The following is a 12,532-nucleotide window of genomic DNA, read 5'->3' on the forward strand; positions in this document are numbered from 1 at the left end:
AAGCCGGTGATCAGAGCCGGACATGTTGCGTCAAAGATCGGAGCACCTCGTCCCACCGGCGCATCGCGGCGTCCGCGGCGAGGTGCTCGGCGACGTATCCGGGACCGCGCCCGCCGATCTCCGAGGCCAGAGCCCGGTCGCCGCCGAGCTCCTCAGCGGCCTGCAGCAGGCCTGCGGGATCGCCGGACGGGACAACGCGCCCAGCCCCGGAGGACTCGATCTCGCCGGCGGACGAGCTCTCGTCGTCCACCGCAGCCAGGACAGGGCGCCCGGTGGCGAAGTAGGACGTGAGCTTGCTCGGCACGCACATCTCCCGGAGCTCGGGCTTCTCGTTGACGAGCAGGACGTCTGCGGCCGCAAGAGCCGCGGTGTACTCCTGGTCGGGCAAGGGGTCGATGAACTCCAGGCTCTCCACGCCGGCGGCAATCTCCTTGAGCCGCTGCAACTGGCTGCCCGCACCGAGCAGGACGAACCGGACAGGGGAGTTCCGCTCATCGGCGAGCCGGGCGGCGTCCACCACGTTCTCGAGGTACTGCTTCACGCCCATGTTGCCGGCGTGGAGGACGACCACCTCGTCCTCTGACCAGCCTCGACGGGCACGCACCGACGCCGTGTCGATCGCGTGCTGCGGGGTGATGTGGGACCAGTTCCGGTGGATGATCGCCCGCTCGGGGGCGACACCCAGTTCGTTGACCGCGTGGCGGCGGAACCGGTCGTGGATCACGATGACGCGGTCCATGGCACGGAGGACGAATCCCTCGACCCTACGCATGACGGGAGCCAATGCGGCGGCCGACGTGTGCACCTCCTCGAGCCCACGGGAGTACAGGTCCTGGATCCAGATCGCTGTTCCCGGACGGCGCCGGCCGAGCTTGGCACGGAGAGCCGCCACTCCCGATGAAAACAGCCCCGGATTCACGAACAGCACAACATCCGGACGGCCCCAGTCCGCCACCGCGGCGCGGAGTCCGAAGTGGACCTCCATCAGGAGCCGATTAAGCAGCTTCGGTTCCGCGGGTACGTAGTGACGCAGGCGCAGGATGTGGACCCCGCCGTGATCCTCTTCCAGCGTCCGGCCGTCGTAGCCGTCATAAACCTGCCACTGCGGGTAGTGCGGGAACCCGGTGATGACCCGGACGTCCCACCCGAGCTCAGCCATTCCTTCGGCCAGGGCCGTGGTGTAGGGGGCGTTGCCGCTCGACTCGGGAGCGTAGTTGATGCCGATGATCGTCAAACGAGGGGGCATGGAGATGCTTTCGTCACACTGGGAGCAACGCCGACGGGGATCAGCGGCCCACCGGAGGGTATGGGGTATAAATCAGACGATACATGTGAGCGCATTCAGCTTTGGGACGACGCCCCACGTCGGCCCGTGGTTCAGCTCACATGACCTCCCCGCCCCCCACAAGCAGAGGTATTCATGGCCACCGCCGCTGAGCGCAGCCCTGCCGATTCCGAAGTTCCCGTCATCGACCTCTCTCAGGCGCCCGGCGAGGGCGAAGCCTGGGGCAAACCCAAGTGGGTCGTCTACTTGTGGTCGGCCACAGAGCTGCTTGTTGTCACCAACCCCTGGCAGATCAGCTCCGGGCTCCGCGCCAAAGCCCTGCGAGCCTTCGGGGCGAAAATAGGCCAGGGGGTGATCATTAGACCTCGCACGCGCGTCAGGTTCCCCTGGAATCTGAAGATTGGCGACCGTTCGTGGATCGGCGATGGCGTGTGGATCCATAATCGCGACACCGTCATCATTGGACACGACGCGGTCGTGTCACAGGAAACGTTCATCACCACGGGGAGCCATGCCCACCGGAAGGACATGGGTCTCATCACTCAGCCGGTAACCATCGACGATGGCGCTTGGGTGACTTCCCGATGTGTAATCACCGGAGGAGTGACGATCGGCAGATCCGCACTGGTACAGCCGTTGACACGAGTTGCCGAAAACGTTCCAGCGAATGCCATCTATGGGCATGCCGCCCCACAGGTCCAGGGCGAGCGGTTCCCGCAGGACAAAGGCGGGAACCGGCGATGAGGATTCTCCAAATAGTCACCTACATCAGCCCGGACGGCGCCTACGGTGGTCCTGTCCGTGTGGCCCTCAACCAGGCCAAAGCATTGACTGCGTTGGGGCACGAAGTGGTTGTTGCAGCCGCTGCAGGAGGCTTTGAGGGCCCGTTGCCGGGACGGTATGACGATTTCCCCGTGCATCTATTCCCTGCCCTCCGGGTAGTACCCAAGACAGGTTTCGCCGGTCTTACATCGCCAGGGCTGTTGAACTGGGCCGTAGACGCTGTACGCACTGCCGACGTAGTCCATGTGCATTTAGCAAGAGACCTTGTCACCCTTCCTGTGGCTACCCTAGTACTACTAGCAGGGAAACCACTTATTGTACAGACCCACGGAATGATCGATGATACGGACAAAAGCCTGGCGAAGCCCTTGGATTATGTTTTAACGCGACCCATCCTTCAGTCCGCACAGCGTGTGCTGTATCTGACTCAAAAAGAACATTCTGATCTTAGAAGTGTTGCGGGCAATAAATTGCGCCTACGGCACTTGCCGAATGGGGTGTTTGTGTCGCCGCGAGAAACTGGAAAAGCTTTGGGTGGCTCCAAAGACGCGCCAGAAGTTCTCTACCTCGCACGACTTCACCGTCGTAAGCGTCCAAAACACTTTGTTGAGGCGGCCGCGGAATTGCTGAGAAAAGGGGCGTCGGCAACATTCAAACTTGTCGGTCCCGATGAAGGTGAGGTGGACGAAGTCCAGCGCGCCATCGCATTGTCTGGGTTCAGCGACCACATTAGCTATGAAGGGCCTTTGAATCCACAGGATACACTGGCTAGGCTGGAAAAATGTGACATATACGTACTGCCATCCATCAGCGAGCCATTCCCTATGTCTGTCATCGAAGCAATGGCAGTGGGGAAGCCCGTTATTGTCACAGATACATGTGGACTCAGCCGCCAAGTCGCGGCTGCAAATGCCGGCCTTGTCGTTAATGACAGCCACTCGAGTCTCGTCGATGCCATTTCTGAACTCATCACGAACGTGAAGTCGAGAGAAGAGAAAGGATGCGCAGCTCGACGCCTCGTGGAACAAGAATTTGACATTTACCAAGTCGGCCGGAAGTTGGACGCCGTATATAATGGCGCCTTTCCGGGTAAAAGGGATGAAAATCTCGGTCTAAAGGTGTCGAAATGAACCATCCCAAAATTTCGGTCGTTCTGCCCGTTAAAAACGGCGCCGAATACCTTTCCAGCGCTTTAAACGGAATCGAAAACCTGAATTTTGACTCGTGGGAGATAGTGGTTATCGATGACGGATCTGTCGACAACACTCGCGAATTATTACTTAATTGGAGTGCAACAACGTCCGTGGCATGCACTGTGCTTACCAACACCACATCTCATGGTGTTGCATTAGCCAGGAACGCAGCGGTCGCTGAGGCATCGGGCGAGTTTATTTGGTTTGTCGATGGTGATGATTCTTGGTCGCCGGATATTCTCGCGCACCTTTGGGGCGGAGTTTCGACCCCCGAAGTCGATATGGTGGTCTGTGACGCCCGAAGAGTGGTGTCCAAGACCGGTCACTCGTCTTCTATTTGTGATGCCCCAAGAAACGAGACCATAACAGGTCAGGAGGCGTTGCGGCGTGTCCTCCGAGGAGAATTACAGGGTCATCTGTGGAATAAAATAATTAGACGAGCACGGCTTCAAGAATGCCCATTTCCCGACTTGACGGCACACTCAGATTTAGCCGGTGTCGTACGTCTTCTTTTGAGTACTTCGAGGGTCGTATTCGTGCCGGGTGCAAAATACTCCTACGATGTGCGCGACGGGTCCATAATCCAGTCGGCCGAGTATAAGTGGAGCAACTTGGTCCGGTGTGCGGAGGTCGCTGGAGAGGCACTTATGGAAAAAGGCCTTGAATCGCAGGTTGCCGACGAGTTTCGTTTTTTTACCTGGTCCCATGTCATGATTCCCGCCGCCAACAATGTACTGACCAGTGCCACGCCCGATATATCCATAATCCCATACCGCGACAGCATCACGACGTCGATGCTCATCGCGTCATGGCGCCAAAATAGACGCACCATGACGTTGAAGGCGGCGGCACTCCGTTGGTCGCCTCGACTCTACGGTCTAATTTACCGGCGTTATCACGCCAAAAAATGGGGTTTGGCGCCATTAGGAGAAATGAGCTGACATGACCAATTCCTCAAGCTGCAAATCGTCCGGAACGCGGGTGTTCGTAACCCTAACGGGGGACTACCCGAACATCGGCGACGCCTTGATTCGCCGGCGTTCACTGGCTTGGGCGCGCCTCTGTGGCGAGTCGGTGTCTGCCTTCGTCGGCAGAGCTCCGGATATGTGGTGCCAGCAAATAGGTCTAACGGCCGAGGATGACATTTATCGACAGGCGAACATCAAGTCCTGGATTCTCGCGATGCTTAAGGCACAACGTGGTTTTATTCTCGTCCTAGAACCGGGCGAGGTAGATCTGCGGCTAAACCAGTACAAGTGGGAAACCATGGTGCTCTTGTTTACCCTATTAACCCGCGTCAAAGGTGGCCGTGTAATCCGACCGCCGCGAGCTCTTAGCCATGCATCCCGCCTACTTACCTTCTGGCACAAGCTAGGGCTACGTTTTTCGGACGTAGTCCTATGGCGGGAGTCTGAAAGTCGAGTTTTGGTTGGCAGGGGCGAAGTGGTTCCTGACATCGCGTTCAGCGAAGTGCCCTACGGTAGTGAGTCCCATCCCCGCACTCAATTGCTCGTCAGCCTTCGGGGGCTGCGTCCCCGACCATCCGCCGCTTGGGAAGAGGCTGTGCGCAAGTTCGCACATGAGCGGGGCTTGTTCATAACCTGTATCGCCCAGGTCCGTCAGGATGAAGTCCGCGCCAGGGAGCTTGCCACGGCCCTAGGTGGTGAGTGCATTGACTTTGGAAACAGGAATGACTTGGAGCAAGAGGAACTTCTGCGCCGCGCCTACTCCCGAGGGGCTCTAGTTATCAGTGATCGTCTACATGTCCTCATCCTGGCGGCACTGGGCGGCTGCCTTCCCTGTGAGCTGGTGCCGAAACCGAGCAGCAAGGTATCAACGCACTTCCAAGCTGCAGGCATTACGGGCCTCACTTGCGATGCGGAAGATGCGCCCGTCGCCGAAATGCTGGGTTTTCTCGACACCGTGCACGCGCGCCGGGATGAAATCGTTGACGGGATCATGGCCGCCCACAGGCAACTCAAGTACATTGAAGCCCAGGTCATAGCCGGGCCTTTCCTTAAAGCCCAGGAAGATCCAGACCTTGTACAAAGGTAGGAACCTCGGCAGGCAAGTTGCGGGTCTTCTCTCAGGGCGCATTGTGGCCGCGGTCGCCCAAACCTGTTCCTTGGTGTTGTTGGCCCGATGGTCCAGCACTGGCGATTTCGGTCTCATCATTGCGGTCCAGTCAATCGTGACCGCTCTGACTTGGGTTCTAGGTCTCGGACTCGGTCCGTACATGAGTGTCGTCCGCGCCAAGGACAAGGATGATGAGGACGTCCAAGGGATTTATCGACTCAACAAGGTCATCAGCGGGGTGCTGGTTGCTCTGCTGTTTGTGGTCGTCCTCGCAATGATGTTCTGGGACAGCCGCGCCTGGTGGTTCCTGCCTCTCATTGTCGCCACAGGATTCCAACGTGATGCAGCAGTCCTCAACAGTATCGCTGTGGCGGATGGGCAAACGAGCTTATTCTCAAGTAATTTGGCGCTTCGGCGGATTCTGGCTTTGGCATGTTTCGTCGCCGGCGTGATTCTGTCTATACCGGTCGCGTTGGCTTTTACGATGTCCATCGCAGCATCCGAAGGGATATGCAATTGGCGGCTTCGGTGCAAGCTTGATTTTTTACCGTCAAAAGGTTGGCCAGCAGACGTGCGGAAAATTGTTCAACAATCGAAACACTACTGGTGGGACACTGTCAGCGGCCAAGTACGGTTGCTGGACGTTCCGGTTGTGGGCATCTTGCTAGGGCCGACAGCCTCCGGCCTTCTTGCTGTGCCTTCAAAAATCGGCTCACCGATCATGTTGCTCCCTACATCGCTGGCAACGTTGATCCTGCCGAAGACATCGGCGGCTGGGACTCTTGCTAAAGGCAAATTCATGATCGCCGCTGGCTTAGTTGTATCTTTCATTGCCGCTATTTTGGCGTCCATTTCGTTTTTTGTCGAGCCAGTCATTATTCTAGTGCTTGGCGAAGACTTCTTATCCGCAGTTCCGGTGACCCTCATATATTTTGGCGGATTCTTAGGGTTGTCGATGATTTATATGATGAATGCTGCATTGCAAGGATTGCGACTTCATGCCCTCGTTTCGCGCATCTCAATGGCCGGCTCCTTGCTTTCGTTGGCGGGTCTTGCCGGTGGTAGCGCGTACGGGGGCCTCGAAATGGGCGCCACAGGGTACGTCGGCGGAATTGTGGTCCAATTGATATTGTTGCTTGTCTTTTGGATGCGCAAGCCGTCATCGTTACGGGAATAGGAACAGAAGGGATCTGACATTGACTGAGTCAATATCTAAGGTTATTGCAAATGACTGCTGCATAGGGTGCGGCGGTTGTGGCGTATCCACAGGGGGAGGTGCGAAGGTTTATTTTAGCGAGATAGGTTTGTTCCAGGCGGACGTGCATGGGATGGATTCAAAATCCTTGGAGGTAGCCAGTAAGGTCTGCCCATGGTCCGATGAGTCGGACGACGAAACGGTCATGGCATCACGCCTATTCGATCCCGCGCTAGCCACGGACGAGCGGATTGGTATGTACCTAAGCACCCTGGCGGCACGAGTTGTTGAACAGGGCAGGGTAGAAGGAAGTAGCTCTGGTGGTATGACTAGTTGGGTGGCGCAACGGCTCCTTGAGGAAGATCTTGTGGACGGTGTCATTCATGTGGGTAGCGCCTCGGAGGACAAACTTTTTGAGTACCGTGTTTCGACGACGGTCGACGAGATCATCGCCCATCGTAAGTCTATGTACTACTCTGTCTCCTTTGCGGACGTCCTGGAAAGTGTGCGCGGGGATGGGCGTCGCTACGCTTTCATTGGGATTCCGTGTTTCGTCAAAGCTGTTCGTTCGCTCGCGGAAATTGATGTCATACTGCACGAGCAAATTATCTACTATCTGGGCTTGGTTTGCGGGCATCTAAAGTCTTCGGCTTACGCGGAGTCCATGGCGTGGCAACTTGGTGTTGAACCAGGCGAGATCGATCGGGTCGACTTCCGGATTAAGAACCCCGCGGCTGGTTCCAGGGGTTACCAGTTTGGTGTTAAAGCCATTGGGGAGGACAACTACGCCACATCGTCTCCCATGGATCTTGTTGGTGGTAGTTGGGGTCACTCGGTGTTCCAGCCCAATGCGTGCAATTTTTGTGACGACATCTATGCGGAGACTGCGGATGTGGTTTTCGCTGATGCTTGGTTGCCCAAATACGAAGCCGACTGGCGCGGTCACAACATCGTGGTGACACGCAACGAAGTTATTGACAAGCTTATTTCGGACGGAGTTGCTTCGGGTCACTTGGAGGCCGAGGACCTCGAGATCGATGCGGTGGCCAAAGCTCAATCGGGTAATTACCGCCACCGGCGGCTTGGCTTGCGAGTTCGCCTGATGGACGACATAAAGTCGGGCAAGTGGGTTCCGCGCAAGAGAGTGAAGCCGGGTTACGATGGTATAAGCCGTGAACGACTTGGAGTTATTAGGCAGCGCAGAGCTTTGTCGGCAGAGAGCTTCGGCTTCTTTCGAGACGCAAAGTCTCGTGGTGATCTCGATATCTATCTTAGTGGAATTCTTCCATTGATCAGAGCCTATGATCGTTGGAGCAAGCCCTCCTACGCCAAACGTGCCGTTGGCAAAGCCAGAAGAACGTTCTGGACTTTAAGATCATCCATGCGTAACAAGTAAATAAGGTCGGACCTTTCCTTGTGCAGGCGAGATCTCCGCACCTGACTTGGCTCACGTAGTGGCGCTTCGGGATTCCACCCGCGTTTGACCTGTAGTGATAGCTGTTCGCTGGTGCTTTTTCACGTACTAAGAAGTGGTTTCAATAGTTATGGCTGAGGCATTGAGCGCTGCCTGCCCGGTTGGTGATCATGACTGCCATGGCGAGCCAAAGAGCGTCCGGGCGACTGCTCAGCGACCAGCTGTGGGAGCTGCTGGAACCCTTGATCCCGCCGTCTCCACCGGCGAAGAACGGGCGCACCGGCAGACCTCGGGTCGATGACCGGGCAGCCCTGGAGGGGATCCTGTTCGTGGCCGAGCACGGCATCGCGTGGAAGAAACTGTCCACCGAGCTGGGCTACGGCTCGGGGGTCACCTGCTGGCGCCGGCTACGGGCCTGGCAGGAAGCCGGAGTGTGGGGGAAGCTCCACCACGCCGTCCTTGAGAAGCTCGGGCAGGACGGGATGCTCGACTGGTCGAGAGCGTCTCTGGACTCGGTCAGCGTCCGGGCGAAAAGGGGGGTGAGCTGACAGGGCCCAATCCCACCGACCGCGGCAAGGCCGGCACCAAGTACCACCTACTGGTCACCGCCGACGGGTTGCCCTTGGCGGTGGCGATGACCGGGGCCAACCGCCATGACTCCATGCTCGTGGAGCCGATCCTGGACGGGCTGTCACCGGTCAAGGGACCAGGCCGCGGTCGGCCTCGGCGCCGGCCGGTCAAGCTGCATGCGGACAAGGCCTACGACAACAAGCGGGTGCGGCGCTATCTGCGCCGGCGTGGCATCACCGCGCGGATCGCCCGGATCGGGGTGGACTCCAGCGAACGGCTGGGCCGCCACCGTTGGGTGGTGGAACGCACCATCTCCTGGTTGTTGGCCTTCCGCCGCCTGGCCATCCGTTACGACCGCAGCGCGGTCACTATCACCGCTGTGGCCACCCTGGCGGTCACCGTCATCTGCGCCCGGCGACTGCCCCGGAAAGACTATTGAAACCACTTCTAAGTACACGCCCTCGCTGAACGAGGCGGCCACCAGATCGTGGCGGGCCATCTCGGAGCCTTGATCCCAGGTCAACGTCCGCCGCGCCGGCTACGGCGGGTGCCCCACCAGTGCCTCCAGCGTCTCGGTCAGCGCCTGTACGGCGTGGCCGTTCGGCAAGTGCACCAGGCGGACGTAGCGGCTGGTGCGGTCCACCAGTGTCCCGATCGCCGAGCGTCCCTTCGCCCCGACAATGAGATCGCCCTCCCAATCGCCGATCCGCACGCGTTCTTCGACCACGGCCGGACGCTGGTCGATCAGCAACCCTGGGGTGATGAACCGCGGGGTCCGTTGGTCCGGTCGCCGGCGGCGCCGGCGCATCGACCGGCCGGTGCGCAACCTGGTGGTCAGCCGCCGGTGCAATCCGCGACGAGTGCCTGGTAGAGCGCCTCGTGGCACACGTGCCACTGAGGTTGCTGCGGGTATGCCGACCGCTGCCACACGGAGATCTGCTGCGAGGACCAGTCCAACTCGAGCTTGGACTGCACCACCTGGCGCAACTGCGCGTCGCGGGCCAGCCCCCGGGCCGGTGCCGTCGGGCGGCAGTCCGGGCCCGGGCATGCGCCAGCACCGGATCTTAGCCCCCGCGGTCGTGTGCGGCGGTGTTGCGCCGTAGCTCCCGAGAGATCGTCGAGGGCGTCCGGCCCGTCCGGGTAGCGAAGGCCCTCATGGACAGACCCTGCCGGCGCAACATCGCGATCCGTTCTAATTCCAGCAACGACAGATAGCGTTCCGACTGCTGCGCCTCGGCTCTCCGGGCGGGAGCCAGCCCGCCCAGCTTGACTCGTCACCGGTACCCGGTCTTGCGCCGGATCCTGACCATCCGGCACGTCTCGACCGTGCCCACCCCGGACAGGATCAGCGCCCAGTACTCGTCCTCCAGGACCAGCCGCCGCTTGCGTCCTCTGATGCCTATCTCCATCCCCTTCATCTACAGGGATGTTGCGACGACCCCTAGAACCCACCGTTGAATCCGCCCAACGCCACGGGGTCAATATTCAGGCGTCGTCGACACCCGAAGCAGGTCGCCCAGCTCGGCCTTATGCCGTACGACGTCGCCACTATCCGATACTTCTGCCGAATCGGGCCCCGACACGGCGGGCTCCGTAGCGTTCGCTTTGGCGCCCGAGGCCACTTCAAGATCCCGGCCTCCGCGATTGAGGAGTGGAAAAGGCGGAACGAGTCCGTCACGGACCTCAAATGACGATGCTGTGACTCGCTGTGTTGATCAGCGCAGTGGAAGACCCAACTCTTGGCCTAGGGGTTCCTCCAGGGACTCACCAAACGTGGCTGTGAGGTGATGTGCGTCCCTATAGACCAATTGGTTGCCGATGACAGGTGGGCATACTTCATGGTTGCACAGGTAAGGAGTTAGGTCCCGATACTGGGCTCCGACAGTCTCGACGGTCGCCTTTTCGGCTTGCAGTAGCTTCGTGTTAAAGGCGTTCTCCCGAGGTCGCGAGCAGTCCTGGGTGTCCTGTAGGTGGGCGGAGAGGCAGATGGAGGGGCTGTGCCCCATGTCCGGGACGTCAGCGAGGACGGAAACTTGCGACTCCTCCGGCAGGGACTGGATCGTGTCAGCCAAACCGTTGGACCAAGCGTTCTCGGGGTCCACCATTCCGGTCTGCTGATATCGGTCGCTGTAATTCGCGAGCACAATTACGTCCGGCTTCGCGCTGCGGATCAAATCGATTACACCACTTCGCCATTTCATGCAAGACTCGTATAAAGCTCCGTCAAGGTGTGTGGGAAGTCTGGCTGAATGGCAGCCGGTCTTCGTGTAGACATCGAGCCGGATGCGTCCCTTTTCCGCCATTGCGTTGAGGCTCGGAAACCATGATGCCGCGTGCGAGTCGCCAAAAAGAGCGACGACTGGCGCATCAGATTCGGTCCCAAATCGGCAGGGTGCCGCATCGGCAGATTCGTAGCTCCGATGACAACCATCGCCGTAGATTGCCGGGATGTCCTCCGACGCGGCTCGTAACCCAGGTGCCAGGTTAGCCGGCACGAATTTCGTTCCCACAGGTCCTTGGACCAATGGCGCGACAGCCGCCACCCGATCCATGTGGAGCGGCACACGTTGTGTGAAGATCATCGAAACGCCGACAAGCACGACGATCAATCCGCTACTCCCTGCGACTGCCAAAAGGGACCGGCGCGGACTAGCTCCGAACAACAACTTCGCCTTCCGCGCTGGGTCCTCCACAAACCGGTAAAGAAGGTATGCCAATGGGAAGCTGGCTGCGCCCAGACCAAGCGTGGCCCAAAGCGGCAGAGGGTCGTTCAACCCCGCCACTGATTGGGGAATGACGAGAAGCGGCCAGTGCACCAGATAGAGCGAATAGGAGATCAATCCGATGAACTGCATGGGCCGTGTACTGAGAAGGCGCGCAGGGCCGGCGCGCCCCACACCTCCGATGATGACGAGCGCTGTTGCCAGTACGGGCGCCGCAGCGAAGTAGCTGGGGAACGGAGTGCTCGAGTCGTAAGCGAACGCCACGACCAGCAGGCCGGCGAGTCCGAGCCAAGCGAGAATACCCGATCGCAATGCGGCCAACCGGTCCGTGTGGGCGCGCATCACGAACGCTATGAGCGCCCCTACGCCCAGTTCCCATGCCCGAGTTGGGAGGGAAAAGAAGGCCCACGGCTGAGAGACCGACATGGTGGCTACACACAGAACGAACGACGTTACAACCAACACGCCGACTGCCCAAAGCATGCGCTTCTCAGATTTAAGTGCCCGGAAGATCAGCATGAGGAGTAACGGCCAAACCAGGTAGAACTGTTCTTCGATACCGAGCGACCAATAGTGCTGGAATACCGAGGGGGCAGTTTCGGCGAGGTAGTTGGTCCCCTCCCGTGCGAACAGCATATTCGGCACATATAGTGCTGTGGCTGCTGCTCCCTTGTAAACTGCCTCAAGTTGCAACGGAGGCATCCACATGACTGCCGCGGCGACGGTCAGGAGGAGCACGGTGAAAGCGGCGGGCAAAATACGTCGAGCACGTTTCGCATAAAATGCGCCCAGCCGGATGTGGCCGTCTTTTTGCAACGATTCCAGCAGGTGAGTGGTAATCAGAAATCCGGAGATCACAAAGAATACGTCCACTCCAACGTATCCACCCGACAATGTTGTGATGCCCGCGTGGTAGAAGACGACGAGAAGGACGGCTATTGCGCGAAGACCCTGAATGTCAGAACGGAAGCCGCTTTTACGGGGTCCTGCCGAGGCAGGCGCCATTGGCGTGAGAGTGACCATGGATGTCCTCGGGTGGGGGGGTGCCGATCGCAAATCATGTACCACCATACCCGGAGCGGCCCGTTCCCCAGTCGTGTGACTAGATCCAGTCGATCGCCCACTGAGCGTACCCGTTGCAGGCGTCCTCTTCCCAGTCCAGGACCGGTACGGCACCGGCGTTGATGTACCTTTTCGTCGCGGCCAGGAAGTGCTTGGCCTGCATGTCGGAGTCGGACTGCCCGGACCGGGTGAAGTGATAGACCATCGTGCGCTTCGTCTTGCGCTGCGCCG

Annotated in this window: 13 protein-coding genes; 7 read left to right on the forward strand and 6 right to left on the reverse strand. The window is 59.2% G+C overall.

What is annotated here, in order from left to right:
• Positions 1-10: 10 nt before the first annotated feature.
• Positions 11-1,246 carry a glycosyltransferase gene (locus RF640_RS04960; protein WP_368826864.1) on the reverse strand — a complete coding sequence of 412 codons (1,236 nt, stop codon included), beginning with the start codon at positions 1,244-1,246 and terminating at the stop codon, positions 11-13.
• Between the two features lie 174 nt (positions 1,247-1,420).
• On the opposite strand from RF640_RS04960, the gene RF640_RS04965 reads away from it, so the two are divergent.
• From RF640_RS04965 to RF640_RS04995, 7 genes are all read left to right on the forward strand, one after another.
• The gene (locus tag RF640_RS04965; protein ID WP_368826866.1) at positions 1,421-2,029 is read left to right on the forward strand and encodes an acetyltransferase; all 609 of its coding nucleotides are present in this window, start codon (positions 1,421-1,423) and stop codon (positions 2,027-2,029) included.
• A complete protein-coding gene (locus RF640_RS04970) occupies positions 2,026-3,198 on the forward strand; it encodes a glycosyltransferase (protein WP_368826868.1) in 1,173 nt (390 codons plus the stop codon). The genes RF640_RS04965 and RF640_RS04970 overlap by 4 nt, the downstream gene beginning before the upstream one ends.
• Positions 3,195-4,202, forward strand: a complete 1,008-nt coding sequence (locus RF640_RS04975; protein WP_368826870.1) for a glycosyltransferase family 2 protein — start codon at positions 3,195-3,197, stop codon at positions 4,200-4,202. Before RF640_RS04970 ends, RF640_RS04975 begins: the two co-directional genes overlap by 4 nt.
• A gap of 1 nt (position 4,203) precedes the next feature.
• A complete protein-coding gene (locus RF640_RS04980) occupies positions 4,204-5,316 on the forward strand; it encodes a hypothetical protein (RefSeq protein WP_368826872.1) in 1,113 nt (370 codons plus the stop codon).
• 136 nt (positions 5,317-5,452) lie between these two features.
• Positions 5,453-6,514 carry a lipopolysaccharide biosynthesis protein gene (locus RF640_RS04985; RefSeq protein ID WP_368826874.1) on the forward strand — a complete coding sequence of 354 codons (1,062 nt, stop codon included), beginning with the start codon at positions 5,453-5,455 and terminating at the stop codon, positions 6,512-6,514.
• Between the two features lie 151 nt (positions 6,515-6,665).
• Positions 6,666-7,928, forward strand: a complete 1,263-nt coding sequence (locus RF640_RS04990; protein ID WP_368826876.1) for a Coenzyme F420 hydrogenase/dehydrogenase, beta subunit C-terminal domain — start codon at positions 6,666-6,668, stop codon at positions 7,926-7,928.
• 197 nt (positions 7,929-8,125) lie between these two features.
• Positions 8,126-8,955 (forward strand): IS5 family transposase gene (locus RF640_RS04995; RefSeq protein ID WP_368826878.1). Its coding sequence is split into 2 segments (ribosomal slippage): positions 8,126-8,477 and positions 8,477-8,955, totalling 831 coding nucleotides; the frame shifts between segments, so codons are not numbered across the junction.
• 99 nt (positions 8,956-9,054) lie between these two features.
• Here the strand turns inward: RF640_RS04995 and RF640_RS05000 are convergent.
• The 5 genes from RF640_RS05000 to RF640_RS05020 all read right to left on the reverse strand — a co-directional run bounded on the left by RF640_RS05000 (position 9,055) and on the right by RF640_RS05020 (position 12,506).
• Positions 9,055-9,267 (reverse strand): hypothetical protein, encoded by a 213-nt coding sequence (locus tag RF640_RS05000; protein ID WP_368826880.1) that lies wholly within the window; start codon positions 9,265-9,267, stop codon positions 9,055-9,057.
• A gap of 313 nt (positions 9,268-9,580) precedes the next feature.
• Positions 9,581-9,697, reverse strand: a complete 117-nt coding sequence (locus tag RF640_RS05005) for a helix-turn-helix domain-containing protein (RefSeq protein WP_368826882.1) — start codon at positions 9,695-9,697, stop codon at positions 9,581-9,583.
• Positions 9,698-9,790: 93 nt separating this feature from the next.
• Positions 9,791-9,925 carry a hypothetical protein gene (locus RF640_RS05010; protein ID WP_368826884.1) on the reverse strand — a complete coding sequence of 45 codons (135 nt, stop codon included), beginning with the start codon at positions 9,923-9,925 and terminating at the stop codon, positions 9,791-9,793.
• A 306-nt stretch (positions 9,926-10,231) separates the two neighbouring features.
• Positions 10,232-12,262 (reverse strand): acyltransferase family protein, encoded by a 2,031-nt coding sequence (locus RF640_RS05015; RefSeq protein WP_368826886.1) that lies wholly within the window; start codon positions 12,260-12,262, stop codon positions 10,232-10,234.
• 79 nt (positions 12,263-12,341) lie between these two features.
• Complete coding sequence (locus RF640_RS05020; RefSeq protein ID WP_368826888.1) at positions 12,342-12,506, reverse strand: hypothetical protein; 165 nt, start codon at positions 12,504-12,506, stop codon at positions 12,342-12,344.
• Between the last annotated feature and the right edge of the window lie 26 nt (positions 12,507-12,532).

It is taken from the genome of Kocuria sp. CPCC 205231, assembly GCF_040980965.1.
GTDB classification, from domain to species: Bacteria; Actinomycetota; Actinomycetes; order Actinomycetales; family Micrococcaceae; genus Kocuria; species Kocuria rosea.

Coding starts and splice junctions, on each gene's coding strand:
- RF640_RS04960 (WP_368826864.1), bottom strand. CDS start 1,246: ATGCCCCCTCGTTTGACGATCATCGGCATCAACTACGCTCCCGAGTCG.
- RF640_RS04965 (WP_368826866.1), top strand. CDS start 1,421: ATGGCCACCGCCGCTGAGCGCAGCCCTGCCGATTCCGAAGTTCCCGTC.
- RF640_RS04970 (WP_368826868.1), top strand. CDS start 2,026: ATGAGGATTCTCCAAATAGTCACCTACATCAGCCCGGACGGCGCCTAC.
- RF640_RS04975 (WP_368826870.1), top strand. CDS start 3,195: ATGAACCATCCCAAAATTTCGGTCGTTCTGCCCGTTAAAAACGGCGCC.
- RF640_RS04980 (WP_368826872.1), top strand. CDS start 4,204: ATGACCAATTCCTCAAGCTGCAAATCGTCCGGAACGCGGGTGTTCGTA.
- RF640_RS04990 (WP_368826876.1), top strand. CDS start 6,666: ATGGATTCAAAATCCTTGGAGGTAGCCAGTAAGGTCTGCCCATGGTCC.
- RF640_RS05005 (WP_368826882.1), bottom strand. CDS start 9,697: ATGTTGCGCCGGCAGGGTCTGTCCATGAGGGCCTTCGCTACCCGGACG.
- RF640_RS05010 (WP_368826884.1), bottom strand. CDS start 9,925: ATGGAGATAGGCATCAGAGGACGCAAGCGGCGGCTGGTCCTGGAGGAC.
- RF640_RS05015 (WP_368826886.1), bottom strand. CDS start 12,262: ATGGTCACTCTCACGCCAATGGCGCCTGCCTCGGCAGGACCCCGTAAA.
- RF640_RS05020 (WP_368826888.1), bottom strand. CDS start 12,506: ATGGTCTATCACTTCACCCGGTCCGGGCAGTCCGACTCCGACATGCAG.